The sequence below is a fragment of the Streptomyces sp. NPDC050546 genome, assembly GCF_044457425.1.
Classification (GTDB): Bacteria; Actinomycetota; Actinomycetes; order Streptomycetales; family Streptomycetaceae; genus Streptomyces.
Map to the genome: position 1 here is coordinate 293,793 of NZ_JBITGX010000007.1, position 25,498 is coordinate 319,290.

A 25,498-nucleotide genomic window follows, 5' to 3' on the forward strand; every position below is an offset into this window, starting at 1 on the left:
GGCGATCTTCAGGTCACGTCGTCATAACCGTTGACCCGGTCCGAGCGGTCCGAACTCGCCTGCTCGGGCAGCGCGGCCCGGCCGGTGGTCACGGGTTCGATCTCGCCGATGTCGTCGGGCGTGAGGTCCAGCTCGGAGGCCTCGTCGTCGTCGGGGCCCAGGGCCTCGCGACGGCTGCGACGGCGGTCGTTGAGCAGGGAGAAGCCGACGGCCGCGAAGTACAGGATCCAGATCGGCCCGGCGAGCATCAGCATGGTCAGCGGGTCGGTGCTGGGAGTGGCGATGGCCGCGAAGACCGTGATGCCCATGATCATGCCGCGCCACCAGCCGAGCATGCGCTTGCCGGTGAGTGCTCCGGTGAGATTGAGCATGACCAGCAGCAGGGGCAGCTCGAACGAGAGGCCGAAGACGAGCACCATCCGCATGACCAGGTCGAGCAGGTCGTCCAGCGGAAGGAGGTTGGACGTACCGCCCGGGGTGAACTCGAGGAGCACCTTCGCCGTGGTGGGAAGCACCGTGTAGGCGAAGTAGGCGCCGATGATGAACAGCGGGGCACCCGTGGCCACGAAGGCGTACGCGTACTTCCTCTCGTGCCGGTGCAGGCCCGGCGCGACGAAGGCCCACAGCTGGTAGAGCCAGACCGGCGAGGCCAGTACGACACCGGCCATCAGGGACACCTTCAGCGCCAGCGTGAAGGGGGTGATCAGACCGTTGATGGTGATCTGCGCACACGGCTTGGAGGACGCCCGCGACGCGGCCAGTTCCTCGAAGGTCTTGTCACAGCCGACCGAGTCGAGGATCGGCTTGGTGATCAAGTTGATGATGTCGTTGTAGAAGAAGGCGGCGGCGACCGTGATGACGACGATCGCCAGCATCGCCTTGGCGAGCCGGTTGCGGAGCTCGCGAAGGTGCTCCGCGAGGGGCATCCGCCCCTCGGGATCCTTCTCCTGCTTGCGGGCAGACTTCAGCAACCCACGTTCCCATCTCGTGCGGCGGGCCGGAGGTCACCGGCCCGGCTTCAGCGCTTGGTCGTGTCCGTGGGCTCGTTGACCGGACGCGAGCTGGTCACATCACCGGGAGAAGCCTGGATGGTGCGCTGCGAGGGCTGCTCGTCGTTGTTGGGCGGGCCGGCCGGGGTCGTGGACGACTTGCTCTCGTCCTTCATCGCCTTGGCCTCGCTCTTGAGGATGCGGGCGGACTTGCCGAGCGACCGAGCCATGTCCGGAAGCTTCTTCGCGCCGAACAGCAGGATGATGACGACGAGGATGAGAATGATCTCGGGGGCTCCGAGCCTTCCGAACATAAGTCTTTACCTTCTCACCGAGGCGGCTGGGGTGCGGTGCTGTCCGACCGGTCGGACATATGTCCGAACGATCGTGTTGACAGCGATCGTAACGCTCAGGGGTAAACGCGGGGCAATCCCTCTGCATCTCCTGTGCGTACTCCCGTCCGCGGCCAGTGCCTCGTTAACCGGGCCGCGACCAGCAGAGTACCTGTCCGAACCGCGGAGATGACAGGGCGAAGTGCCCCAAAGCGCGACTCACAGCCGCCTGCCGAACGACTCACAGGGCGTCCACGGACCGGGCCGCGCTCCCCGCGGCCCGCTCCAGGTCCTCGGCGGCCCGGTTGATACGGCGCGCGGAGTCCGTGACCTGCCTGCCCAGGCGCTGTGCCTCCACGAAGACCCGGACGGCGAGCACCCCGAGCACGGCGAGACCCACGAACCCCACGGCAACCGCGAACATCGGCCAGAACATGCCGTCGAGCCTAGACCCTCCAGGAGGGGCGGACGCCCAGACCCTCAGTGGGTCGGAGCGAGCCGCAGGGTCCGCACGCCACCGCCGGTGAGCAGCTCCACGATCCGCTCCCCCGCGGGCTTGCGGACGGACGCGCCGCACTCCGGGCAGGTGAAGGAGTAGAAGGTGGTGCGGCTGGTGGCGCCGATGGCGAGGCGCAGGGCCCCGGCGGTGAGTTCGAAGCGCTCCCGGCAGTCCGGGCAGCCCGCCCTGAAGACCACCGGGGACACGCTCGTCATCCCGGCGAACGCGGACTCCACCGTCATACCGCGCGCACCGGGCGTCGCCGACTCGCTCACAGGCCTGGCTCCTCATTCTGGGGTCGTTCCCCTGCCGGGGCGGCAGGACCGGATACGGCCGGTCTCGCGGCCCGGTCCGCCCCTGCTCGAGGCGAAGCCGCCCGGTCCGGGGGTGTGCCCGTTCCCGGCCGGGCCGAGGCGGCGCCGACGTGGCACACCGGGAGCCCGTGTCCGAGCGCCCGGCGGTACCGCAGGCCGCGACGGCTCACGCGCGTCCGCCGTCCGGCCCGTCCGGTGCCGTGGGCGCCGCGGACACCGGCTGCGGCCCGGGCGCCTCGGCGGAGTCGGAGTCCGCCGCGCCTCCCGCCTCGACCGCCTCGATCCCGTCGTAGGCGGCCAGTGCCTCGCGCGCAGCCTGCCGGGCGCTGGCGGCCAGCTCCGGCGGCGACACGATCCGGCCCTCCCGCCCGAGCCGCAGCGCCAGGCGCCTCAGCGACGCGGGGTCGGGGGTCCGCAGAGTGATCCGCAGCCCGCCGTCCGCGAGCTCCTCCGCACTGTCGTGCGGGTAGTACTCGGCGACCCAGCGGCCGCCGGGTCCGACCTCGACCACGACCTCCGGGTCCTCGGCCGCGGGCTGCACCAGGGCCTCCGACAGGTCCCGCAGCTCGATCTCCGGCGGCGCCGAGGGCTCGTCCAGGATCTTGATCTCGGCGACCCGGTCGAGCCGGAACGTGCGGCGCGCCTCGGAGCGCCGGCACCAGGCCTCGACATAGGTGTGCCCGACGCTGACCAGGCGGATGGGGTCGATCTCCCGCTCGGTGACCTCGTCGCGCGCGGGCGAGTAGTAGCGGATCCACAGGCGGCGGCGCTCCGCGATCGCGCGGTCGACGTCCGCGAAGACGCCGCCCTCGGACTCGAAGGTCACCGACAGGCGTGAGCTGGCGCCCGCCGTCTCGCCGGCCGCGGTCTCCACCTTGGCCGTCGCCCGCAGCAGCGCCTGGCGGTCGCTCTCCCGCAGTCCGGGCAGCGTGGCCACGGCCCGGGCGGCGACGAGCAGGGCGGTGGCCTCGTCGGCGGCGAGCCTGAGCGGCTCGGCGGCTTCTGCTGCCAGGGCGGCTGGGTTGTGCCACCAGATGCGCTCGCCGTCGGTGTCGATGTCGAGCAGATCGCCGCCGCGGAAGCTGGTGCCGCACATGGGCAGCACGTCGAGGTCGGAGACCAGCTCGTCCTCGGTGATGCCGAAGGCGCGCGCGACGTCCTCGACCCGGGCGCCGGGGCGCTCCTTGAGGTACGTCACCAGCGAGAGCATCCGCCGGGTCTGGTCGATGGCGTTCACGGGCCTGACCGGTTTACCTGCCACTGTCTCGTCCGCTCCCCCTCAGCCCTTGGCCACGGCCCGCAGCCGGTCCACCACGTCTGCCCGCAGCTCGGCGGGCTCCAGGACGACCACGTCCGGCCCGAACTCCACCAGCCAGGCGTCCAGCCCGTGACCGTACGGAATCTCCAACTCGTCCCAGCCGTCGCCGAGTTCCCGTACGGCGGTGGCCTTCGCCCTAAGGGGGTACCCCGCGCCGGAGCGCAGCCGGATCCGGGCGGAGCGGTCGGCGATCTCCCCCGCCCAGCCCGCGACGGTCTCACGGACGGTGACGACATCCGGCACGTCAGCGGTGTACCGGCCGCCGCGCGAGCGGACCTTGCCGGTGATCCGGGAGAGCCGGAAGACCCGCTCGGCGCCCCGGTCTCGGTCCCAGCCCGCGAGGTACCAGTGGCCCCGCCAGCACTCGAGCGCCCATGGCTCCACGTGCCGCTGCTCGGGGTGGGCGGCGGTGGCCTTGCGGTAGTCGAAGACGACAGGGCGGCGGTCACGGCAGGCGAGCATCAGCGGCTCGAACGCCGCCTCGTGCACGGGGATCCGCGGCTCCAGAGCGCCGTGCGGCCCGTAGGGGTCGACGTCCTCGGGGAGGCCCGCCGCGCGCAGCTTCTGCAGGGCACCGCTCGCCGCGCCGGCGAGCCGGGCCTGCTGCCACACCTTGGCGGCGACCCCGAGGGCCGCGGCCTCCTCGGCGTCCAGGGTGATGGGCGGGAGGCGGTTGCTGTCACGCCGGGCAAGATAGCCGATCTCGCCCTCGAGACTCTCGACGGTCTCGATGACGAGTCCGAGTTCGCGCAGGTCGTCCTTGTCGCGCTCGAACATGCGGTTGAAGGAGTCGTCGGAGCCGGTGGCGCCGTTCCCCGGTCCGAAGGCCTCGACGTACGCCTCGATGGAGTCGCGCAGCTCACGCTTGCTGAGCGGCCGGCGTGTCCCGAGCAGACACAGCGCCAGATTCATCAGCCGCTCGGCCTTGGCAATGGCCATCGACGCCCTTCGCCTCCCTATGGTGCTTACGAGCGATGACCGTACCGCCACACGGTGGTACGGCAAAAGCCGAGGGCCCATGCCCGAACAGGCATGGGCCCCACGTGATCGAGTCTGTCCGATCCTTGCTCAGACCCCGAGCAGGTCGACCACGAAGATCAGCGTCTCGCCCGGCTTGATCAGCGGGGACGGGCTCTGGTTGCCGTAGGCGAGGTGCGCGGGGATGGTCAGCTGGCGTCGGCCGCCGACCTTCATGCCCTGGACGCCCTGGTCCCAGCCCTGGATGACCCGGCCGCCGCCCAGCGGGAAGCGGAACGGGGCGCCGCGGTTCCAGCTGGCGTCGAACTCCTCACCCGTGCTGAAGGAGACGCCCACGTAGTGCACGGTGACGGTCTGGCCGGCCTGCGCGACCGGGCCGTCGCCCTCCCAGATGTCCTTGATCTCGAGGTCCGCCGGGGGCTCGCCGCCCGGGAAGTCGATCTCGGGCTTGTCGATGCTCACGTCTCTGGCTCCTGCTTGTCTGCGAAATGGCGAACACGCACAGTCTTACATCCCCCGCACGTCAGAGCTTCGCGAGGATGTCCACCGAAAAGACCAGCGTGGAGTCCTTCTTGATGCCGCTGCCCTGCGGCGGGTTGTCGCCGTAGCCCAGCTTCGGCGGGATGACGATGAGGACCCGGCTGCCGACCTTCTTGCCGGTCAGACCCTGTGCCCAGCCCTTGACGACCTGCTGGAGCGAGAACGACACCAGCTGCTTGTTGGCGTACGAGGAGTCGAACTCCTTGCCGCCGTCCCACAGCACGCCCTTGTACTGCACGAGGACGCTGTCGTCGGCGGCGACCTTGTCGCCGTCGCCCTCCAGGACGTACTCCGCGACGAGCTTCGTCGGGGCGGTCGCCTTGGGCACCTCGATGGAGGGCGCCTTGCCGTCGGTGTTGGTGCCGACCTTGGGCAGGTCCGCGTCGTCCTGGGCGACCTTCTCGCCGTCGGCAGAGCTCTTGGAGTTGAACGTGTCCAGCACGTCGACGACGAAGACCAGCGTGTCGGTGCCCTTGATGCCCGCCTGCGGGTTGCCCTGCGAGCCGTAGCCCCAGGTGGGCGGGACGGCCATCTCGACACGGCTGCCGGCCTTCTTGCCGGCCAGCGCGTACCGCCAGCCGTCGATGATCTGGCCCTGGGCGAGCTGGATGGCCAGGCGGGTCTTGCGGTCGTAGGAGTTGTCGAAGACCTTGGCGGTGCTCCAGACCTGGCCCAGGTAGTTCGCGACGACGAAGTCGTTCTCCGCGACGGTCTTGCCGCTGCCCGTGATCAGCGTCTTCACCGCGAGCTGCTTCGACGGCTCTCCGCTGCCCTTGGCGATCGTCGGCTTCTCGTCGAACTTCGTGCCCGCGGTGACCGCCGGCAGCGGGCCGTCCACGATCTTCGGCGGCGGCGCCGAGGACGGGGCCGATGCCGAGGGTGAGGGCGAAGGGCTGTCGCTGGCCTTGCTCGAATCCGACTTGTCGTCGCCGCATGCGGCGAGTGTGGCCAGTCCTGCGGGTACAGAGATGAGAAGTGAGCGTCGGCGCACTGTGGGGGCCTCGTAATCGATCGATCTCGTTGATGGCGTGCGCGCAACTCTACGGCGTGAGCAGGGCGCCGTACTTGTAACGTACGGCGCCCGTGTGGCGTTCCGGCTATTTCCCCGCCGGCGCAATTCCTCACATTCCGGCGATCAGCTTCTCCACCCGGTCGTCCACCGAACGGAACGGGTCCTTGCACAAGACGGTGCGCTGAGCCTGGTCGTTGAGCTTGAGGTGAACCCAGTCGACCGTGAAGTCACGGCGCTGTTCCTGGGCGCGCCGGATGAAGTCGCCGCGCAGCCGGGCCCGAGTGGTCTGCGGGGGAACCGACTTGCCCTCGAAGATCTTCAAGTCGTTGCAGATCCGTGCCGCCTGACCCTTCTTCTCGAGCAGGTAGTACAGGCCACGACGGCGGTGGATGTCGTGGTAGGCGAGGTCTATCTGCGCGACCCGCGGGTGCGACATGGTCATGTTGTTCTTGGCCCGGTACCGCTCGATGAGCTTGTACTTCATGACCCAGTCGATCTCGGTGCCGATACGGTCGAGGTCCTCGGCCTCGATCGCGTCCAGCGTGCGGCCCCACAACTCCAGGACCTGCTCGACGGTGCCGGTGCGGATGCCGCGGCGCTCGCAGAAGTCCACGGCCTTCTCGTAGTACTCGCGCTGCACCTCCAGGGCGGAGGCCTCGCGGCCACTGGCCAGGCGCACCTTGCGCCGGCCGGTGATGTCGTGGCTGACCTCGCGGATGGCCCGGATCGGGTTCTCCAGGGTCAGGTCGCGCATCACGGTGCCCGCCTCGATCATGCGCAGCACCAGGTCGGTGGCGCCGACCTTGAGCAGCATGGTCGTCTCGGACATGTTGGAGTCGCCCACGATGACGTGCAGGCGGCGGTAGCGCTCGGCGTCCGCGTGCGGCTCGTCGCGCGTGTTGATGATCGGCCGGGAGCGGGTCGTCGCCGAGGAGACGCCCTCCCAGATGTGCTCGGCCCGCTGGCTGACGCAGTAGACGGCCCCGCGCGGCGTCTGCAGCACCTTGCCTGCACCGCACAACAGCTGCCTCGTCACCAGAAACGGAATGAGAATGTCCGCGAGCCGGGAGAACTCCCCGTGCCGGGCGACCAGATAGTTCTCGTGGCAGCCGTAGGAGTTGCCCGCCGAATCGGTGTTGTTCTTGAAGAGGTAGACGTCGCCCGCGATTCCCTCCTCGTGCAGGCGTCGTTCGGCGTCCACCAGGAGTCCCTCGAGAATGCGCTCGCCCGCTTTGTCGTGGGTGACCAGTTCGGTCACGTTGTCACATTCCGGTGTGGCGTATTCCGGATGTGAGCCCACGTCGAGATAGAGGCGGGCGCCGTTTCGCAGAAAGACATTGCTGCTGCGGCCCCATGACACGACACGGCGGAAGAGGTACCGCGCCACCTCGTCAGGAGACAGGCGGCGCTGTCCCCTGAACGTGCACGTGACGCCGTACTCGTTCTCCAGCCCGAAAATGCGGCGGTCCATGAGGGAACATTACGCCCGATCCCCTGAACTGAAACGGGGTTCGGGGGCACGGTTTGGATCATTTTCCGAACCGGACACAACAACCGCTCCCCCGCCGGGAGCTGCGAGTACCCGCCCTGTGGCGGCCAAAACCAGCAGGGACACGCCACCCGCGGCACCCGGCACGGCGAAGCCCCACAGGGCCCCGCCCGCCTCCACGACGGGCCCCGCCGCGCCCGCTCCGACCGAGTGGCCCACGGTGAACGTCGTCACCAGCCAGGAGAACGCCTCGGTGACCGTGCCGCGCGGGGCATGACGGTCGACCAGGACGAACGCGCAGGCGATGGCGGGCGCCAGGAAGACACCGGCGAGCGCGGTCAGCGCCACCATGGGCACCGCGTCCGGCATGAGAAGCAGCGGCAGGTAACACACCACCAGAAGGGCGACCAGCACCTGGAGTCGCCGGGCGGGCTCACCGGCCCACTGCCGGGCCCCGTAGACGGTGCCACCGACCAGCGCCCCGAACCCCAGGGCCGCCATCAGCCAGCCGTACACGGCGTCGCCGCCGTGCGCGTCCGCGTAGGGCACCGAGGCGACGGTGATGGATCCGAGCGCCATCCCGATGAACAGGAACGCCGCGAGCAGCGCCAGCAGCCCCGCCGAACGCAGCGCGCCCAGCCAGTGCGCCTCCCGCGGCGCCGACCGCCAGGCACGCGAGGGCGGCGAGACGACCACGGACAGCGCTCCCAGCACCCCGACCACGTTCAGCACCAGCAGCGCGACCTGGGCCGACCACAGGGACACGCACAGCGTCACGAGCAGCGGCCCGACGGTGAACATCACCTCCTGGGCCACGGCGTCCATGGCGTACGCGGTGTGCACCTGGTCCTCCTTCCGGAGAACCGACGACCACAGGGCCCGCAGCCCGCCCTCCAGGGGCGGTGTGAAGAGCCCCGCCGCCGCGACGGCGGCATACGCGACCGCCAGTGACCCGATTCCGGCGAAGGCGAACACGGCCATCGCCAGCCCCGAAAGAACAGCCGCCGGCAACTGCACGCGCGGCTGCCCGCGCAGGTCCACGAGCCTGCCCAGCACCGGCTGCCCCACGGCGTTGGCGACGCCGTACACACCCGCGAGCGCCCCCGCCAGGCTGTACGAACCGCCCTCCGCTCGCACGAACAGCAGGATCGCGATGGCGCCGGTGGCATTGGGCAGCCGGCCCACGAGCGTGCCGACGAGCAGCCGGGCGGCGTGTCGCGCCCGAAGGATCTCCAGGTATCCCGTAGCCATGTCCCCGCCCTAGGTTTTACGTATAACGTCAACGTTTCATACGTACCATGTCCGCTGTTCACGAGTCCAGACGAAGGAGCGGCCCGACGGTGGCACGAGGCAGCACCCGCCCCACGAGCCGGGACGTCGCCCAGGCCGCGGGCGTCTCCCAGGCGGCGGTCTCCCTGGTTCTGGGCGACAAGTGGCGCGGCCGCGTCTCGGAGGCCACCGCGGAACGAGTCCGCGAGGCCGCCCGCGATCTGGGCTACCGCCCGAACCTCGCGGCCCGCAACCTGCGCCTGGGCCGCACCCGCACGGTTCTCCTGGTGGTCCCGGCCCTCACCACGGAGTTCTTCGCGGGCGTCTACACGGGCGCCGCCCGCGTCGCCGCCGAGCACGGGTTCGGCGTCGTCCTCTACCCCTCCCCCGAGGGGGTCGGCCCGGCCCGCGACCCCTTCGCCTCCGCCCAGGCCGCCCTGGACGGCGTGATCGCCTCCTCCATGGCCGCCGACGCGCTCACCGCGATCCGCGGGGACCAGCTGCCCTTGGTCATGCTGGACAGCGATCCGGAGGGGAGCCTGGGTGCGGCGACCGTGAACCTGGACATCGCCGACGGTGTCCGCCAGATCACGGAGCACCTGCTGGCCCTGGGCCACCGCCGCTTCCTCCATCTGGCGGCGGACGTACCGTCCTGGACCTTCGAGGTTCGGGCCCGGGAACTGGCGAGCCGGCTGAGCGATGTGCCCGGCACGTCGGTCCGCACGACCCACGCGCCGATCTCCATCGAGGGCGCCGTGACCGCCACCGAGGCCGCCCTCTCGCTCCCCGGACCGCGCCCCACCGCCCTTGTCTGCGACGACGACAAACTGGCCGCGGGCGCGTACAAGGCGATCCGCCGTCTCGGCCTACGCGTCCCGGACGACGTCTCGGTCACCGGCCTGGACGATCTGGCCCTGGCCACGGCGATCGACCCGGAGCTGACGACGGTCCGTCTGGACGCGGAGCTGTTCGGAGAACGGGGTATGGGGGCCCTGCTGGCCGTCATGGAGGGCCGCGCACCCGAGGGCGGGGACATCCCGGTGCAGCTGGTGGTACGGGGCTCTACGGCACCGCCAGGACTGCCGTAGCCGCTCGGCGCCGGTGCGGGGGCCGGGGGTGGATGCGCAGCCCGGCGCGACGGGTTGCGCGGCGTCGCTGCTGGGCCGGGGCGTTGCGCGGCCCGGCGGAGCGGGGTGCCGCTGCGCCCACCCGTGCCGCCCCTAGCGGCACGCATGCCCGCAGCTAGGGCAGGACGCCCCCGACACGGCCCCGACCCCCTACCCACCGCAAAACGCAAAACGCGCCCCGGCCGTGCAACGGCCGGGACGCGCGACGTGACATTCGAGCCGGACTACTCGGCGTCCTCGGACTCGGACGCCGTCTCCTCGGCGCCCCCGTCCCCCTCCGCCCCCAACAGCCGGGACAGCTGACGCCCGCCGATCCGCTTGAACTTGCGCTTCTGCGGCCGCGTACGGTCCAGCACCGCCACCTCGAGCCGCTCCGCGGGGATCTCCCGCTCACTGCCGTTGGTGTCGCGCGACAGCGCCTGCACCGCCAGCTTCAGGGCCTCGGCCAGCGTCATACCGTCCCGGTGACGCTGGTCCAGGTAGCTGCTGATCTGCTCCGCGTTGCCCCCCACCGCGACCGAGCCGTGCTCGTCCACGATCGAGCCGTCGTGCGGGAGACGGTAGAGCTGGTCACCTTCCGGGCTCTCCCCCACCTCGGCGACCACCAGCTCCACCTCGTACGGCTTCTCGGCCGCGGAGGAGAAGATCGTGCCCAGGGTCTGCGCGTAGACGTTGGCCAGGCCACGGGCCGTCACGTCATCGCGGTCGTAGGTGTAGCCCCGCAGGTCGGCGTACCGCACGCCACCGATCCGCAGGTTCTCGTACTCGTTGTACTTGCCGGCGGCGGCGAAGCCGATCCGGTCGTAGATCTCGCTGAACTTGTGCAACGCACGGGACGGGTTCTCACCGACGAACACGATGCCGTCGGCGAACTGCAGCACGACCAGGCTGCGGCCACGGGCGATGCCCTTGCGGGCGTACTCCGCCCGGTCGGCCATCTGCTGCTGAGGTGAAACATAGAACGGCGTCGACACCGGTTATCCGTCCCTTTCTGTGGAAGTCACTGGATCACCCTGACAAGAAACGGCCGCTGTCTAGAGCAGCGCGGCCCGCGGGCCGTCCGGCTGCTCCAGGCGCCGGGCCAGGATCGAGCGGGCGATCTCGGAGGACTCCTCCTCGGCGAGCCGGCGGAAGCCGTCCTCGGTGATCACGGTGACGATCGGGTAGATCCGGCGGGCGACATCGGGACCGCCCGTCGCCGAGTCGTCGTCGGCCGCGTCGTACAGGGCCTGGACGACCAGGGTCGTGGCCTCTTCCTCGCTCAGGTCGTCGCGGAAGAGCTTCTTCATGGCGCCGCGCGCGAAGATCGAGCCCGAGCCGGTGGCCGCGAAGTTCGTCTCCTCGGAGCGGCCGCCCGTCACGTCGTACGAGAAGATCCGGCCCCTGTCGCGGCCCATGTCGTACCCCGCGAACAGCGGCACCACGGCCAGGCCCTGCATGGCCATGCCGAGGTTGGAGCGGATCATCGTCGACAGCCGGTTCGCCTTGCCCTCCAGGGACAGCTGCGCGCCCTCGACCTTCTCGAAGTGTTCCAGCTCGAGCTGGAACAGCTTCACCATCTCCACGGCCAGACCCGCCGTACCGGCGATGCCCACCGCGGAGTACTCGTCGGCCGGGAAGACCTTCTCGATGTCCCGCTGCGCGATGACGTTGCCCATCGTCGCCCGGCGGTCACCGGCCAGCACGACGCCCCCGGGGAACGTCACGGCGACGATCGTGGTCCCGTGCGGTGCCTCGATCACACCCTGGGTGGGAGGCAGTTGCCGGTTGCCGGGCAGGATCTCCGGCTGGTGCTCGGACAGGAAGTCCATGAAGGAGGAGGACCCTGGCGTCAGGAAGGCAGCTGGTAGACGCCCGGTGCTACGAGTGTTGGCTTCCACGCGATTCCTTCCACGTATGCGACAGCCCGCCCTGTGACGTCGGGCCGATCCTTGGAACAACCCCGGTCCGGTTGCGACCGGGGGCACGGTATGCCTCGGACCCTACCCGTCCTTCGGCGGTGATCCACATGTCCGGCGGGACCAACTCCACCGGATCGACGCCGTACTTGCCGGCCGCACACGACCGGCGGGGGCACCCGGGCTCCGGACGCCACCGACGCCCGGAGCGCCGCACACGGAGGCGTCACGCCACTCACTGCCCCGCGCACAGCGCTCCGCGCTCCGCCCGTCCGTCACCCAGACCCGTTCACCTTCGGAATGAAGGCAAAGGCGCCTTACTGGCCACCCTTTTGAACGAAGGAGCGCACGAAGTCCTCGGCGTTCTCCTCGAGGACGTCATCGATCTCGTCCAGAACCGAGTCCACGTCGTCGCTCAGCTTCTCCTGACGCTCCTTGAGGTCCTCCGAAGCCTGCGTCTCCGCCGCCTGCTCCTCGACCTCCTCGGTGGACCGGGTGGCCTTCTGCTGTCCGCCGCCGGTGTCCTTGGTCGCCATATCCCTCACCCCGCTCGGTTCGCCCGACACAGTTGCTCGGTCAAGATCAGACCCTACTCGCCGGGTCTGACAATGGCCCCGCAGTTGCTCCAACGTACGGGGACCACCTCGATGATTCCCGGACCTGGGATTTTCCACCCCGCCCGGCCGTCTCCTCCCGAGTACCCAATGAACGCGATCACCCGCCGGACAGGACCCTGACCAGGTCTTCCGCCGTGCGGCAGCGGTCCAGGAGCTCCTTGACGTGATTACGCGTTCCGCGAAGCGGTTCCAGGGTTGGAACCCGCTGCAGGGAGTCGCGGCCCGGCAGATCGAAGATCACCGAGTCCCAGGAGGCCGCCGCGACGTCGTCCGCGTACTGCTCCAGGCAGCGCCCGCGGAAGTACGCGCGGGTGTCCTCAGGCGGCGCCGTACGGGCCCGCTCGATGTCCGCCTCGGTCAGCAGCCGCTTCATGCGCCCGCGGGCCACCAGACGGTTGTACAGCCCCTTCTCGGGCCGCACGTCGGCGTACTGGAGGTCGACCAGGTGCAGCCTCGCCGCGTCCCAGTCGAGGCTGTCCCGGCGCCGGTAGCCCTCCATGAGCTCCCGCTTGGCGACCCAGTCCAGCTCGCCGGCCAGGCTCATCGGGTCGTGCTCCAGACGGGTGAGGGTGTCCTCCCACCGCGACAGGACGTCCTTGGTCTGGTCGTCGGCGTCGGCTCCGAACCGCTCCTCCACGTACTTGCGGGCGAGCTCGTAGTACTCCATCTGCAGCTGGACCGCGGTGAGCGTCCGGCCGCTGCGGAGTGTGACCAGATGCTTGAGCGACGGGTCGTGCGAGACCTGGTGCAGCGTGCGGACGGGCTGGTCGACGGCGAGGTCCACCGCGATGAAGCCGTCCTCGATCATCGACAGGACGAGAGCCGTCGTACCCAGCTTCAGATACGTCGAGATCTCCGAGAGGTTCGCGTCGCCGATGATCACATGCAGGCGGCGGTACTTCTCGGCGTCCGCGTGCGGCTCGTCGCGGGTGTTGATGATCGGACGCTTGAGCGTCGTCTCGAGGCCGACCTCCACCTCGAAGTAGTCGGCCCGCTGACTGAGCTGGAAGCCGTGCTCGTGCCCGTCCTGGCCGATACCGACGCGGCCCGCTCCGGTGAAGACCTGACGGGAGACGAAGAACGGCGTCAGATGGCGCACGATGTCCGAGAAGGGGGTCTCCCGCTTCATCAGGTAGTTCTCGTGCGTGCCGTAGGACGCGCCCTTGTTGTCGGTGTTGTTCTTGTACAGGTGGATCGGCTGGGCACCGGGCAGCTGTGCGGCCCGCTCCGCGGCCTCGGCCATGATCCGCTCGCCGGCCTTGTCCCAGAGGACGGCGTCCCGGGGGTTGGTCACCTCGGGGGCGCTGTACTCGGGGTGCGCGTGGTCGACGTAGAGCCGCGCACCGTTGGTGAGGATCACGTTGGCCAGGCCGATGTCCTCGTCGGTGAGCTGGCTGGAGTCGGCGGCCTCGCGGGCGAGGTCGAAGCCTCGCGCGTCCCGCAGCGGGTTCTCCTCCTCGAAGTCCCAGCGAGCCCGGCGGGCCCGGTGCATCGCAGCCGCGTAGGCGTTCACGATCTGGGACGAGGTGAGCATGGCATTGGCGTTGGGGTGGCCGGGGACGGAGATCCCGTACTCCGTCTCGATGCCCATTACTCGCCGTACGGTCATGCGGCCCTCCTTGCCCGGCGGCACCCTCGGTCGTGGGCGCCACTCAGATACCGCTGGCGCTCGGTCGCGTGTGCGGTGCCCGTCCCCGCACTGCGCGACTCGGCGGTACGGAAGAGCCTAGAACGCCTTTGCGCTGGTGGGGAGATCATTTGCGTCATTGCGTTGCTCCAGCCGTGGCCTGAAAAACAGTCGGCTGCGGGTACCCGCCGAGGGCACCCGCAGCCGCCCTGCCTTTTACAGGTACTGACCGGTGTTCGCCACCGTGTCGATGGAGCGTCCGGTGTCCGCGCCCTGCTTTCCGGTGATGAGCGTACGGATGTACACGATCCGCTCGCCCTTCTTTCCGGAGATCCGGGCCCAGTCGTCCGGGTTGGTGGTGTTGGGCAGGTCCTCGTTCTCCTTGAACTCGTCCACGCAGGCCTGGAGGAGGTGGGAGACGCGGAGACCCTTCTGGTTCTTCTCGAGGAAGTCCTTGATCGCCGACTTCTTGGCACGGCCGACGATGTTCTCGATCATGGCGCCGGAATTGAAGTCCTTGAAGTAGAGGACTTCCTTGTCACCGTTGGCGTAGGTGACCTCCAGGAAGCGGTTCTCCTCGGACTCGGCGTACATCTGTTCGACGGCTGTCTGGATCATGCTCTGGACCGTGGAGGCCTTGGAGCCGCTGTGTTCGGCGACGTCGTCGCCGTGCAGCGGGAGGCGCTCGGTGAGGTACTTGCCGAAGATGTCCTTGGCCGCCTCGGCGTCCGGACGCTCGATCTTGATCTTCACGTCGAGCCGGCCGGGCCGCAGGATGGCGGGGTCGATCATGTCCTCACGGTTGGAGGCGCCGATCACGACCACGTTCTGCAGGCCCTCCACACCGTCGATCTCGGCGAGGAGCTGCGGGACGATGGTGTTCTCCACGTCCGAGCTGACACCGGAGCCACGGGTACGGAAGAGGGACTCCATCTCGTCGAAGAAGACGATGACGGGCGTGCCCTCGCTGGCCTTCTCACGGGCCCGCTGGAAGACGAGGCGGATCTGCCGCTCCGTCTCACCGACGTACTTGTTCAGCAGCTCCGGGCCCTTGATGTTGAGGAAGAAGCTCTTGCCGGCGGCCTGGCCGGTCACCTCGGCGACCTTCTTGGCCAGCGAGTTGGCCACGGCCTTGGCGATCAGGGTCTTGCCGCAGCCGGGAGGCCCGTACAGCAGGACACCCTTCGGCGGCCGCAGTTCGTGCTCCTTGAACAGGTCCGGGTAGAGATACGGGAGCTCGACCGCGTCGCGGATGGCCTCGATCTGTCCTCCGAGACCGCCGATCTGCTCGTAGCCGATGTCGGGGACCTCTTCGAGGACGAGCTCCTCGACCTCGCTCTTCGGCACGACCTCGTAGACATAGCCGGAGCGGGGTTCGAGCAGGAGGGCGTCGCCGGGGCGGATGGTGACGTCCAGCAGCGGCTCGGCGAGCCGCACCACCCGCTCCTCGTCGGTGTGCCCGAGCACCAGGGCCCGCTCGCCGTCCTCGAGGATCTCCTTGAGGGTGACGATGTCTCCGACGCTCTCGTACTCCATGGCCTCGACCACGTTGAGCGCTTCGTTGAGCATCAATTCCTGGCCGCGCCGGAGCTCGTCGAGCTCGACGCTGGGGCTGACGTTCACCCTGAGCTTGCGGCCGCCGGTGAAGATGTCGGCGGTGCCGTCCTCGTTCGCCTGCAGGAAGACCCCGAAGCCGGCCGGCGGCTGCGCGAGCCGGTCGACCTCCTCCTTGAGGGCCACGATCTGGTCACGGGCCTCACGGAGCGTGTTGGCGAGTCGTTCGTTCTGCGCGGACACGCCGGCCAGATTGGTCTGCAGCTCGACGATCCGCTCTTCGAGGATCCTCGTGTGCCGCGGAGAGTCGGCGAGCTTGCGCCGCAGGACGGCGATCTCCTGCTCAAGGTAGGCGATCTGCCCGGCCGGGTCGTCGGACCCGCGTCCCGGGCGGATGCCGCGGTTCATGTCGTCGTCGTGGGCTGCCACGGTCCTCACCTCCTCCAAGGGGAGCTGGACGCTTCCAGACCCTACCTGGGCGGGTGTCGATTGAAACCCCTAGATCACAAAGACGGTCGGGGTGTGTCCGATCTTCACCCTTGCGCTCTCCCTCACGCCAGGGGAATACCCACCGAACATGAATGGAACCCAGCCGGAGGTAGGGTCGAAGCGTTCAACACCCGTCAGAGCTGGCCGGATTCCCGATACGGCTCGACGCATGAAACGGCAGGAGACATGAGCGTGCAGCAGGAGGCCGGGGTCGACGGCGAGGCTCTGGAGGTCTGGATCGACCAGGACCTGTGTACTGGCGACGGCATCTGCGCCCAGTACGCGCCCGAGGTGTTCGAGCTGGACATCGACGGTCTGGCCTATGTGAAGGGCGCCGACGACGAGCTGCTCCAGGACAAGGGCGCCACAACGCCCGTACCGCTGCCGCTTCTCACAGACGTGGTCGACTCCGCGAAGGAGTGTCCGGGCGAATGCATCCACGTACGTCGAGTTTCGGACAGGGCCGAGGTCTACGGTCCGGACGCAGAGTGACTTTTTCCGCACACCCCGTCACTGCTGTCTGATATCTCACACGCACCGGCGCGGACGCCTCACACGCTGCGAGCGCCGGACGGGGTCGAGCGGACGAACGCGCCGTTCTGCCAACGCCATTTCACGTCGCTCTTCACATCGGGGCAGCAACGCGGCACGTCGGCCGACGAGTAGCCGAAGAGCGTGGCCGTGACGGCGCCGCCCTGGCGTACGGCGAAGTCACCGACGGTGTTGCCGTCCTTGGGGGCGAGCAGGGTCGCCACCACGCGCGGCTTGCCGCCGTCGCCGTCCCGGGTGAGGACGTAGACGCCGTCCGGCGGGGTGCCCATCGGGGAGTCGCAGTGGACCACGGCCACCGTCTCGGGGGAGCCGTCGCCGTCGAGGTCTCCGGAAGCCCGCTTCTTCACCACGGCCTTCACCGGGCCGCACTCGATCGGGAACGTCACCGCTGCCGGTTCGGGCGGAGCGAGGTCCGCCGGTGCGCTTCTCGTCTCGGGGGCGGCCGCCTGGGCCGCCGTCGCCGCACCCGGCTGCAGGAACGAGGAGAGGGCCATGACGCCGGCGACGGCCGTGGCGGTGGCGAGCCAGTGGATGGGGCGGGTGTGGGTGTGGGCGAGCTCCGGGACGGCGGAAGGCTGCACTAGGAGTGTCTCCTGAGGGCTGTGCCGGTGGGTTGGCCAAGGGGGGATGGCCAAGATGGTGCCACACGTCACACCCCGTGGGAACGGCGGGGTGTGCGCGTCCGGTGCCGGGGAAGTCAGAAGAGTTACGGTTCCTGCCGCTGTGTCAGGGGACCGGCTCCGGCGCGGGCCGCTGCCGCCGCGCATCGTGTCGACGGGGCGGGCCGTGGTCGTGTTCTGTCAGGTCAACCGATGAGCGCCATGGTTCACCCGCGGCGGCCACCAGGGGCGACGGAAGAGGCAACGGAGAGGCGGGGGGGGGGGGGGGGGGGGGGGGGGGGGGGGGGGGCCCCCCCCCCCCCCCCCCCCCGGCGCCTGTGCGTTGGGTGCGGCGGCGGGTCGCCTCAGCGGCCGGAGCCGCCGTCGGCGTTGGGGCCCGCGTAGTCCTCACCGTAGGCGCCCTTGGCGGGGCGGCGGCGGCGCATGGGCGGCTCGACGCCGTCGGCGAGGCGGCGGGCGGTGAGCAGGAAGCCGGTGTGGCCGATCATCCGGTGGTCCGGGCGGACGGCCAGGCCCTCGATGTGCCAGTTGCGGATCATCGACTCCCAGGCGCTCGGCTCGTTGAAGCAGCCGATCTCGCGGATGGACTCGACGGTCCGGGCGAGCTGGGTGGTGGTCGCCACGTAGCAGCACAGGATGCCGCCGGGGACGAGCGCCTTGGAGACGGCCTCCAGGCACTCCCAGGGGGCGAGCATGTCGAGGATGACGCGGTCCACGTCGGCGTCGGACAGGTTGTCCTGGAGGTCACCGACGGTGAGCTGCCAGGCGGGGTGCGGGCCGCCGAAGTAGCGCTCCACGTTCGCCTGGGCGATCTCGGCGAAGTCCGCGCGGCGCTCGTAGCTGTGCAGCATGCCCTGGTCGCCGATGGCGCGCAGCAGGAAGCTGCTGAGCGAGCCGGAGCCCACGCCGGCCTCGACGACACGAGCGCCGGGGAAGATGTCGGCGAAGGCGAGGATCTGCCCCGCGTCCTTCGGGTAGACGACGGCTGCCCCGCGGGGCATGGACAGGACGTAGTCGGGGAGCAGGGGGCGCAGCGCGAGATAGGCGACGTTACCGGTGGTGCGGACAACGCTGCCCTCGGGTGCGCCGATCAGTTCGTCGTGGGGGAAGGAACCCTTGTGGGTGTGGAAGTTCTTCCCGGCCTCGAGCGTGAACGTGTAGTGGCGGCCCTTGGGGTCGGTCAGCTGAACCTGGTCCCCGACCTTGAAGGGCCCGCGCCTGCGGGCGGCACCGGTCGGTTCGGACATGTGAACAGCCTACCGGTCCCCGGAGGGGGCGCCGACCACTCAGCTGGGCCTCGCCATGGCCTTCACGAAGGCCCGCTCCACGTCGGCCGCCGACAGGACGCCGTAGATCTCGCCGGTCTCCTCGACGACGAGGTACTCGGTGGCGGGCGTCGCCCTGAGGGCGTCGAGGAGTTCCTCGCCCGACAGTTCCGCGGAGACGCGCATGCCGTCGGTGAGGTCCTGGGCGAGGCCGCTGACCGCGACCCAGGGGCGGCGGTGTTCGGGTACGCCGACGATGGCGGCCTCGCGGACCAGCGAGAGGGGCTTGCCGTCGGCGTCGACGACGACCAGGGCGCGGGCTCCGGCGGTGTTGGCTCGGCGCAGGGCCTCGGAGAGCGGGGTGTGGGTCTCGACGGGGACGGCGCGGCGGGTGAGCGCACGGGCGCGCAGCTCGGGGAGGTGCTCGCGCAGCCGGGCCATGCGCAGGCTGTTGCCGGCGCCGGTCCAGATGATCGCGGCGAGGATGGCGGCGAGCAGGGCGTCCAGGACGGTGTCCATGCCGACGTTGTCGACGGCGTCGGAGCCGAGGGCGCCGGACTGCGTGAGCAGCGGCAGGCCGATGAGGACCGAGACGGCGAGGGCGCGGCCGATCCAGGCGGCGGCGACGGTGCCGGCCATCGGCTTGCCGGTGATCTTCCAGACGACGGCGCGGAGCATGCGGCCGCCGTCGAGGGGCAGGCCGGGCAGGAGGTTGAACGCGGCCACGATGAGGTTGGAGATCATCAGGCCGGCCAGCAGGACGCCCGGGACGGTGCCGGGGTCCACGGTCTGCATGGCGGCGTAGAAGACGCCGGCGAGGGCGAGGGAGAGCAGGGGGCCGACGAAGGCGAGCCAGAACTCCCGGCCGGGGGTCTCGGCCTCCTTCTCGATCTCGGAGACGCCACCGAAGAACTGGAGCTGGATGCGGCGGACCGGGAGCTTGAATCTGAGGGCGGCGACGGTGTGGGCCAGTTCGTGGACGAGCACGGAGGCGTAGAAGGCGACCGCGAAGAACAGGGAGACCAGGTACCGGGCGGCGCCGAGCTCGGGCAGGACGCGCTCCAGCTGCCCGCCGAACACCCAGGTGATCAGCGCGGCGACGAGGAACCAGCTGGGCGCGACGTACACGGGCACCCCGAAGGGCCGTCCCATGAGCAGTCCGCCCCGGGGCTCCGGCCGCTGGGGGGCGGGGCCCTTGCCGTCGGCGGAGTGGGCGAGGGGGCGGTCACCGGTGCCGGGCGCGGCGGGCTCGGTACGGCTGTTCGGGTCAGGGGCGGAGGGCTGCTGCCCGCGGTCCGGGGCGCCGGGGCCCGGGGGCGGGGCTGCCCCGGCGTTCTGGCCGGTCGCGGAGTCACCCGCCGGGCCGGGCTTCCGCAACGACGGACGGTCCCCTTCGGCCACGCCAGGGTCCTGGCCCGCGGCGGAGTCCTCCCCGCCCGCCGGGCCGGGCTTCCGCAGTGACCGACGGTCCCCTTCGGCCACGCCGGAGTCCTGGTCCGCGGCGGAGTCGTCCTCGGGTCCGGTCGGTTGCGTCGGGGCGGGGCCTGCCGCCGGGGCGTCGTCGGGCCGCTCGGGGGTGAAACGCCGTCCGTCCGCGGGCTGTTCGTCGGCGGGGGTCGGGTCGGTGGCCCGGGCCGGTGCCCCTGCGTGGCGCTCGGCCGACTCGTCGTTGCCGGACCGCGGCTGCCCGCGCCCGCCGCTCTCGTCCACCGGTGTCCCCTCGATCGAAGCGTCTCCCGCGCCTGCCGGCCGGGAGGGTCTCGAGTCGATGGTATGCGTCCGTCGAGGTGCGTTCCGCCCCGGCACCCCTGTGTTTCCCCGTCCCTCCCCTCCCTTCCCGGCTCCCGGCGCCGCACACGGCCCGGCCGCGGCTGGGTCACTGTCAGTGGCGGGCCGTATGGTCTGGGGCATGGAGACGAGCACCGAGGGCGCGGCGCAGCCCGACAGCAGCCCTGCCGCGGCGGTGGATCCGCCGGTCCCCGCCGGGTCCGTGGAGGCGGCCATCGAGACGACGACCGTGACCGCGCCCACCGCCATACCGCCCTCGGCGCTGTCCCCCTCGCGTGCGAGCGACTTCATGCAGTGCCCCCTGCTCTACCGCTTCCGGGTCATCGACCGGCTGCCGGAGAAGCCCAGCGAGGCGGCGACCCGGGGCACGCTGGTGCACGCGGTGCTGGAGCGGCTCTTCGACGCCCCGGCGGCCGAGCGCACGGCGCCCCGGGCGAAGTCGCTGATCCCGGGCCAGTGGGACCGGCTGCGCGAGTCGCGGCCGGAGGTCGTGGAGCTGTTCGCCGACGATCCGCAGGGCGAGCGGCTGGCGCGCTGGCTGGGCGAGGCGGAGCAGCTCGTCGAGCGCTGGTTCTCCCTGGAGGACCCCAGCCGGCTGGAGCCGGCCGAACGGGAGCTGTTCGTCGAGACCGAGCTGGACTCGGGGCTGCGGCTGCGCGGGATCATCGACCGGGTCGACGTGGCCCCCACGGGCGAGGTCCGGATCGTCGACTACAAGACGGGGAAGGCCCCCAGGCCCGAGTACTCCGAGGGCGCCCTGTTCCAGATGAAGTTCTACGCCCTCGTGGTCTGGCGGCTGAAGAACGTGGTGCCGCGGCGGCTCCAGCTGGTGTATCTGGGCAGCGGTCAGGTGCTGACGTACGACCCGGTCCTCGCCGACCTGGAGCGGGTCGAGCGCAAGCTGCTGGCGCTGTGGGAGGCGATCCGGCTGGCGACGGAGACGGGCGACTGGCGGCCGCGCCCCACGAAGCTGTGCGGCTGGTGCGACCACCAGGCCCACTGCCCGGAGTTCGGCGGTACTCCCCCGCCGTACCCGTTGCCGGTGAGGGCGGCGGAGTCCGGCGGGCCCGCGCAGGGCAGAATGGGGCCGGACTAGCGAAGGAGACTTACGTGGCCATCCGCGTCCTACTGGTCGATGACCAGCCGCTGCTCCGCACGGGCTTCCGGATGATCCTGGAGGCCGAGCAGGACATCGCGGTCGTCGGCGAGGCCGGAGACGGCCTCCAGGCGCTCGACCAGGTGCGGGCCCTGCAGCCCGACGTGGTCCTGATGGACATCCGCATGCCGCGGATGGACGGTGTGGAGGCGACCCGGCAGATCACGGGCCCCGAGCGGGACGGCCCGGCGAAGGTGCTGGTGCTGACCACTTTCGACCTCGACGAGTACGTGGTGGAGGCGCTGCGCGCCGGTGCCAGCGGCTTCCTGCTGAAGGACGCCCCGGCCAACGAGCTGGTGCAGGCGATCCGGGTCGTGGCCGCGGGCGAGGCGATGCTCGCGCCGAGCATCACGCGCCGGCTGCTCGACAAGTACGCCACGCACCTGCCCTCCGGTGACGAGCCGGTGCCGGACACGCTGCACACGCTCACCGACCGCGAGGTCGAGGTGCTGAAGCTGGTGGCGCGCGGGCTGTCCAACGCCGAGATCGCCGCCGACCTGTTCGTCAGCGAGACCACCGTCAAGACGCACGTCGGGCACGTGCTGACCAAGCTGGGTCTGCGCGACCGGGTGCAGGCCGCGGTGTACGCGTACGAGAGCGGACTGGTGCGCCCCGGCGCGCAGTAGCCCCAGAGCGGCGGACATGTGAAGGGCGCCCCCAGCCGAGGCCGGGGGCGCCCTTCACATGTGTGCGTCACGCGTCCTTGCTCAGCTCCCAGAAGCGGAACACGGTCGACGCGTCGAGGCAGTACTCCAGTCCGTAGACACCTTCGCGAGCGACGGCGTACTGCTTGGCCTGCCACACCGGCAGGACGGGGAGTTCGTCGGCGACGATGTCCTGCAGCTCCCCGAACTCCTTGTCGGTGGCGGCGCGGTTGGTCAGGGCCGCGGTGCTCGGGATGAGCGAGCCCGTGATGGTGTCGTTCTCGTAGTTGTTGCCCAGCACGTTGCCCTTGCCGAAGAAGGGGGCCGTGAAGTTGTCGGCATCCGGGTAGTCGGGCACCCAGCCCTTCACGTAGACGCCGTACTTGCCGGCCGCGATGTCCTTCTCGTACTGGGCGAAGGAGACCGACTTGACGTCCGCGTCGAACAGGCCGCTGGCGTTGAGCTGGCCGGCGATGGCGTTCAACTCCTGGTCGGTGGCGGGGCCGTAGCGGGACGGGGTCGACCAGAGGGTCAGCTTCACCTTGCCGGTGATGCCGTCGGCACGCAGCGCGTCGGCCGCCTTGGAGCGGGAGGGGCGGGCGCCGTAGGTGTCGAAGAAGGCCGTGTTGTGGCCCGCGACACCGGCCGGGATGATCGAGTACAGCGGGGTCGCGGTGCCCTGGTAGACGTCCTTGATGAGGGCTTCGCGGTCGAGCAGGTGGGCGATGGCCTTGCGTACGCCGAGCTTGCCGGCGACCGGGTCGTCCATGTTGAACACCAGGTGCTGGACCTCGGCGCTGCTGCCCTCGACGACCTCGGTGCCGGTGCCGTCGTCGGCCTTCTCCATGTCGGCGATGTCGCCCGCGGTGAGGCCGCGGTAGGCGATGTCGACTTCCTCGTTCTGGATGGCCTGCTTCAGGGCGGTCTGGTCGCCGTCGAAGAACTTCAGCGTCACGCCGGTGTTGCTCACCTTGGCGGTGCCCTTGTAGTTCTCGTTGACGGAGAAGACTGCCTGGCCGTCGTCGAACGAGTCGAGCTTGTAGGGGCCGGAGCCGACGGCCTCGCCGTCCTTGCGCAGCTTGCCCGCGTCGTACTCGTCGTGGTTGACGATGGAGCCGGCGCCGGAGGCGATCTTGCTGGGGAAGGTGGCGTCGGAGGTGTTGAGGTGGAAGACGACCGTCGCGTCGTCCGGGGTCTCGATCTCGTCCAGCGTGGGGAACATGATCGCGGGCCCGTCGGGGTCGTTGATCTTCAGCATCCGCTCGAAGGAGAACTTGACGTCCTCCGAGGTGAGGGCGTCACCGTCGCTGAACTTGAGGCCGTCCTTCAGCGTGCACCTGTAGACCGAGCTCTGTGTGTCGGTGAAGGCGCAGCTCTCGGCGGCCTCGGGCTGCGGTTCCGTGGCGCCCTTGGGGAAGCTGAGCAGCGACTGGAAGACGTTGTTGAACAACAGCCAGGAGCCGGGGTCGTAGCCGGAGGCCGGGTCGGTGGCCAGGACGTCGTCGGACATCCCCACCACCACGTTGGAGCCTTCCCCCGCGGAGTCCCCGCTCTCCGTGCCGCAGCCGGTCATCAGGCCGGAGGCGAGCCCCGCCACGATCGGCAGGACCGGCCACTGCTTGCGTATGTTCACGTGTGTGCCTTGTCGTCGGTTCTCGAGAACACCCGGAGCATGTCCCTGGCTCCGGGGCACGGCTCCCCGGGGGCCGTGGTCACAGGCCCCGGGGTTCCAGCGGGTACGTCAGCCGCTCACACCTCTGCCGAGCTCCCACAGCTGGAGCGTCGAAGAGGAGTTGAGGGCGTAGGCGGTACCCGTGATGTCGTCGCGCGCGGCGACGTACTGCTTGCCCTGCCACAGCGGCAGCACCGGCACGTCGGAGGCGACGATGTCCTGAATGTCCGTCAGGCTGGTGGAGGCGGACAACCGGTCCGCCTCGCGGCGGGACTCGGGGATCAGGGTGTTGCGGATCTGGCTGTTGTCGTACGGCGAGCCAAGGGTGTTGTCCCTGTCGAGGAACGGCGCGAGGAAGTTGTCGGCGTCCGGGAAGTCGGGGAACCAGCCCATACCGTAGACGTCGTACTCACCCTTCTTCTCGGCCGGGCGGAACGTGTCCCACGGTGTTCCCTTGATACCTACGTCGAACAGGCCGCTGGAGTTCAGCTGGTCGCGAAGGACCTCGAACTCCTTCTTGGTGGCCGGACCGTAGTGGTCGGTCGTGTAGTGCAGCGTCAGCTTCACCGGGGTGGTGATGTTCGCCGCGTTCAGCAGGGAGCGGGCCTTGGTGACGTTCGCGTCGCCGTACTTGTTGAAGAACGAGTTGGAGTGGCCCGTGACGCTGGCCGGGACCAGCGAGTACAGCGGCTCGGCCTGGGAGCCGTAGACCTTGGAGACCAGCTCGCTGCGGTTGACGACCTGGGCCATCGCCTGGCGCACGGCCTTGGACTCGACGGTCGGGGCGTCGGTGTTGAAGCCCAGGTAGCGGATCTCCAGGCCGGGCATCTCGACGAGGTCGACGCCGGTGTCCGCGTCGCCCGAGAGCTTGCGGATCTGGTCCGGCGACATGGCGCGGGTCATCAGGTCGATGTCGCCCTTGTCGAGCGCCTCACCCATGGCGTCGGCGTTCTTGAAGGAGACCATGTCGACCTTGTCGTTGTTCACCTTCAGGCTCCCCTTGTAGTCGGGGTTCCGGGTGAACTCGGCCCTGACCAGCTCGTCGTTCTCGACGTCGGCCTTGAGGGTGTACGGGCCGGAGCCTTCGAGGTCGAAGCCGTCGCGCAGCCTGCCCTTGGGGTAGTCGTCGGGGTCGACGATGCCGGCGACCGGGGTCGACAGCTTGTACGGGAAGGTGGCGTCGGCGGTCTTCAGATGGAAGACGACGTCGCGGTCGCCCTGCGTCTCGACGGTGTCGATGGTGGACAGCAGCGCGAACACGCCGCTGTCGGCCTTGAGCGAGCGGGCCCGGTCGATGGAGTACTTCACGTCGGACGCGGTGACGGGGTCGCCGTTCGCGAACTTCAGGCCGTCACGCAGGGTGCAGGCGTAGCGCTCGTTGCCCGTGTCGGTGAAGCCGCATCTCTCGGCCGCCTCCGGCACCGGGTCGCCCTCGCCGCGCGGCTGGATCATCAGGGTCTGCACGGTCTGGCGCAGGATGTTCCAGGTGCCGACGTCGTAGGCGTACGCCGGGTCGAGGGGGGCGGGGGCGTCCTTCGAGGCGGTGAACCGGTCCGTGGTGCCGACGACGATCGCGCCGCCGCCGTCGCTCCCGCTGTCGGACCCGCCGCAGGCGGCGAGGACCGGCGCGAGCAGGCCGATCACGGCCGGCAGCACCAAAGTCTTGCGGTTCATGCTCGAGTTTCTCCAGAGCTGTCGACTCCGTGTACCCGGCATGCAGGGGTGGCGCAGCGGATCACGGGGGTGGGG

The 25,498-nt window shown here is 70.0% G+C and carries 24 protein-coding genes; 4 read left to right on the forward strand and 20 right to left on the reverse strand.

Annotated features, from left to right (window positions below; genetic code table 11):
- Positions 1-8 precede the first annotated feature (8 nt).
- From tatC to ACIBK5_RS19660, 10 genes are all read right to left on the reverse strand, one after another.
- On the reverse strand, positions 9-971 hold the full coding sequence (gene tatC / locus ACIBK5_RS19615; protein ID WP_399021113.1) for a twin-arginine translocase subunit TatC: 963 nt from the start codon (positions 969-971) through the stop codon (positions 9-11).
- A 47-nt stretch (positions 972-1,018) separates the two neighbouring features.
- Entirely contained in the window at positions 1,019-1,303 is a 285-nt protein-coding gene (gene tatA, locus ACIBK5_RS19620; RefSeq protein ID WP_399021114.1) for a Sec-independent protein translocase subunit TatA, read from the reverse strand.
- Positions 1,304-1,562: 259 nt separating this feature from the next.
- Positions 1,563-1,757: a hypothetical protein gene (locus ACIBK5_RS19625; protein WP_184597413.1), complete on the reverse strand. Its 195-nt coding sequence runs from the start codon at positions 1,755-1,757 to the stop codon at positions 1,563-1,565.
- 44 nt (positions 1,758-1,801) lie between these two features.
- Positions 1,802-2,095: a hypothetical protein gene (locus ACIBK5_RS19630; protein ID WP_399021115.1), complete on the reverse strand. Its 294-nt coding sequence runs from the start codon at positions 2,093-2,095 to the stop codon at positions 1,802-1,804.
- Positions 2,096-2,300: 205 nt separating this feature from the next.
- A complete protein-coding gene (locus ACIBK5_RS19635; RefSeq protein ID WP_399021116.1) occupies positions 2,301-3,395 on the reverse strand; it encodes a helix-turn-helix transcriptional regulator in 1,095 nt (364 codons plus the stop codon).
- 18 nt (positions 3,396-3,413) lie between these two features.
- Positions 3,414-4,391 (reverse strand): helix-turn-helix transcriptional regulator, encoded by a 978-nt coding sequence (locus ACIBK5_RS19640; RefSeq protein WP_399021117.1) that lies wholly within the window; start codon positions 4,389-4,391, stop codon positions 3,414-3,416.
- 129 nt (positions 4,392-4,520) lie between these two features.
- Positions 4,521-4,892, reverse strand: coding sequence for an FKBP-type peptidyl-prolyl cis-trans isomerase (locus ACIBK5_RS19645; protein WP_399021118.1), 372 nt, complete (start codon positions 4,890-4,892; stop codon positions 4,521-4,523).
- A 61-nt stretch (positions 4,893-4,953) separates the two neighbouring features.
- Positions 4,954-5,961 (reverse strand): FKBP-type peptidyl-prolyl cis-trans isomerase, encoded by a 1,008-nt coding sequence (locus tag ACIBK5_RS19650; protein WP_399021119.1) that lies wholly within the window; start codon positions 5,959-5,961, stop codon positions 4,954-4,956.
- Positions 5,962-6,091: 130 nt separating this feature from the next.
- On the reverse strand, positions 6,092-7,453 hold the full coding sequence (gene pafA / locus ACIBK5_RS19655; RefSeq protein WP_391106859.1) for a Pup--protein ligase: 1,362 nt from the start codon (positions 7,451-7,453) through the stop codon (positions 6,092-6,094).
- Between the two features lie 9 nt (positions 7,454-7,462).
- A complete protein-coding gene (locus ACIBK5_RS19660; RefSeq protein WP_399021120.1) occupies positions 7,463-8,722 on the reverse strand; it encodes an MFS transporter in 1,260 nt (419 codons plus the stop codon).
- A gap of 89 nt (positions 8,723-8,811) precedes the next feature.
- Here ACIBK5_RS19660 and ACIBK5_RS19665 point away from each other — a divergent pair, with 89 nt between their 5' ends.
- Complete coding sequence (locus ACIBK5_RS19665; RefSeq protein WP_399021121.1) at positions 8,812-9,828, forward strand: LacI family DNA-binding transcriptional regulator; 1,017 nt, start codon at positions 8,812-8,814, stop codon at positions 9,826-9,828.
- 263 nt (positions 9,829-10,091) lie between these two features.
- Here the strand turns inward: ACIBK5_RS19665 and prcA are convergent, their stop codons facing one another.
- The 5 genes from prcA to arc form a co-directional block, all read right to left on the reverse strand.
- Positions 10,092-10,841: a proteasome subunit alpha gene (prcA, locus tag ACIBK5_RS19670; RefSeq protein ID WP_399021122.1), complete on the reverse strand. Its 750-nt coding sequence runs from the start codon at positions 10,839-10,841 to the stop codon at positions 10,092-10,094.
- Positions 10,842-10,901: 60 nt separating this feature from the next.
- On the reverse strand, positions 10,902-11,747 hold the full coding sequence (gene prcB / locus ACIBK5_RS19675) for a proteasome subunit beta (protein WP_399021123.1): 846 nt from the start codon (positions 11,745-11,747) through the stop codon (positions 10,902-10,904).
- A 335-nt stretch (positions 11,748-12,082) separates the two neighbouring features.
- Positions 12,083-12,301 (reverse strand): ubiquitin-like protein Pup, encoded by a 219-nt coding sequence (locus tag ACIBK5_RS19680; protein ID WP_019757212.1) that lies wholly within the window; start codon positions 12,299-12,301, stop codon positions 12,083-12,085.
- 178 nt (positions 12,302-12,479) lie between these two features.
- Positions 12,480-13,991 carry a depupylase/deamidase Dop gene (gene dop, locus ACIBK5_RS19685; RefSeq protein ID WP_399021124.1) on the reverse strand — a complete coding sequence of 504 codons (1,512 nt, stop codon included), beginning with the start codon at positions 13,989-13,991 and terminating at the stop codon, positions 12,480-12,482.
- 234 nt (positions 13,992-14,225) lie between these two features.
- Entirely contained in the window at positions 14,226-15,992 is a 1,767-nt protein-coding gene (arc, locus tag ACIBK5_RS19690; RefSeq protein ID WP_215122496.1) for a proteasome ATPase, read from the reverse strand.
- A gap of 246 nt (positions 15,993-16,238) precedes the next feature.
- On the opposite strand from arc, the gene ACIBK5_RS19695 reads away from it, so the two are divergent.
- A complete protein-coding gene (locus tag ACIBK5_RS19695) occupies positions 16,239-16,544 on the forward strand; it encodes a ferredoxin (protein ID WP_382497846.1) in 306 nt (101 codons plus the stop codon).
- Positions 16,545-16,603: 59 nt separating this feature from the next.
- Here ACIBK5_RS19695 and ACIBK5_RS19700 read toward each other — a convergent pair whose 3' ends face one another.
- The 3 genes from ACIBK5_RS19700 to ACIBK5_RS19710 form a co-directional block, all read right to left on the reverse strand.
- The gene (locus ACIBK5_RS19700) at positions 16,604-17,185 is read right to left on the reverse strand and encodes a hypothetical protein (protein WP_399021125.1); all 582 of its coding nucleotides are present in this window, start codon (positions 17,183-17,185) and stop codon (positions 16,604-16,606) included.
- A 383-nt stretch (positions 17,186-17,568) separates the two neighbouring features.
- Entirely contained in the window at positions 17,569-18,471 is a 903-nt protein-coding gene (locus tag ACIBK5_RS19705) for a tRNA (adenine-N1)-methyltransferase (protein WP_033311897.1), read from the reverse strand.
- A gap of 39 nt (positions 18,472-18,510) precedes the next feature.
- Complete coding sequence (locus tag ACIBK5_RS19710) at positions 18,511-20,199, reverse strand: site-2 protease family protein (protein ID WP_399021126.1); 1,689 nt, start codon at positions 20,197-20,199, stop codon at positions 18,511-18,513.
- Between the two features lie 199 nt (positions 20,200-20,398).
- Here ACIBK5_RS19710 and ACIBK5_RS19715 point away from each other — a divergent pair, with 199 nt between their 5' ends.
- A complete protein-coding gene (locus ACIBK5_RS19715; protein WP_399021128.1) occupies positions 20,399-21,373 on the forward strand; it encodes a RecB family exonuclease in 975 nt (324 codons plus the stop codon).
- A 14-nt stretch (positions 21,374-21,387) separates the two neighbouring features.
- The gene (locus tag ACIBK5_RS19720; protein WP_018570356.1) at positions 21,388-22,059 is read left to right on the forward strand and encodes a response regulator transcription factor; all 672 of its coding nucleotides are present in this window, start codon (positions 21,388-21,390) and stop codon (positions 22,057-22,059) included.
- 67 nt (positions 22,060-22,126) lie between these two features.
- Here the strand turns inward: ACIBK5_RS19720 and ACIBK5_RS19725 are convergent, their stop codons facing one another.
- Both ACIBK5_RS19725 and ACIBK5_RS19730 read right to left on the reverse strand, forming a co-directional pair.
- Positions 22,127-23,710, reverse strand: a complete 1,584-nt coding sequence (locus ACIBK5_RS19725) for an ABC transporter substrate-binding protein (RefSeq protein WP_399021129.1) — start codon at positions 23,708-23,710, stop codon at positions 22,127-22,129.
- Positions 23,711-23,818: 108 nt separating this feature from the next.
- The gene (locus ACIBK5_RS19730; RefSeq protein WP_399021130.1) at positions 23,819-25,423 is read right to left on the reverse strand and encodes an ABC transporter substrate-binding protein; all 1,605 of its coding nucleotides are present in this window, start codon (positions 25,421-25,423) and stop codon (positions 23,819-23,821) included.
- Between the last annotated feature and the right edge of the window lie 75 nt (positions 25,424-25,498).

Excerpts from the sequence above, each read along its gene's own strand:
- tatA (WP_399021114.1), bottom strand. The coding sequence starts at position 1,303 with ATGTTCGGAAGGCTCGGAGCCCCCGAGATCATTCTCATCCTCGTCGTC.
- ACIBK5_RS19625 (WP_184597413.1), bottom strand. The coding sequence starts at position 1,757 with ATGTTCTGGCCGATGTTCGCGGTTGCCGTGGGGTTCGTGGGTCTCGCC.
- ACIBK5_RS19640 (WP_399021117.1), bottom strand. The coding sequence starts at position 4,391 with ATGGCCATTGCCAAGGCCGAGCGGCTGATGAATCTGGCGCTGTGTCTG.
- pafA (WP_391106859.1), bottom strand. The coding sequence starts at position 7,453 with ATGGACCGCCGCATTTTCGGGCTGGAGAACGAGTACGGCGTCACGTGC.
- ACIBK5_RS19660 (WP_399021120.1), bottom strand. The coding sequence starts at position 8,722 with ATGGCTACGGGATACCTGGAGATCCTTCGGGCGCGACACGCCGCCCGG.
- ACIBK5_RS19680 (WP_019757212.1), bottom strand. The coding sequence starts at position 12,301 with ATGGCGACCAAGGACACCGGCGGCGGACAGCAGAAGGCCACCCGGTCC.
- dop (WP_399021124.1), bottom strand. The coding sequence starts at position 13,991 with ATGACCGTACGGCGAGTAATGGGCATCGAGACGGAGTACGGGATCTCC.
- ACIBK5_RS19695 (WP_382497846.1), top strand. The coding sequence starts at position 16,239 with ATGAGCGTGCAGCAGGAGGCCGGGGTCGACGGCGAGGCTCTGGAGGTC.
- ACIBK5_RS19705 (WP_033311897.1), bottom strand. The coding sequence starts at position 18,471 with ATGTCCGAACCGACCGGTGCCGCCCGCAGGCGCGGGCCCTTCAAGGTC.
- ACIBK5_RS19715 (WP_399021128.1), top strand. The coding sequence starts at position 20,399 with ATGGAGACGAGCACCGAGGGCGCGGCGCAGCCCGACAGCAGCCCTGCC.
- ACIBK5_RS19730 (WP_399021130.1), bottom strand. The coding sequence starts at position 25,423 with ATGAACCGCAAGACTTTGGTGCTGCCGGCCGTGATCGGCCTGCTCGCG.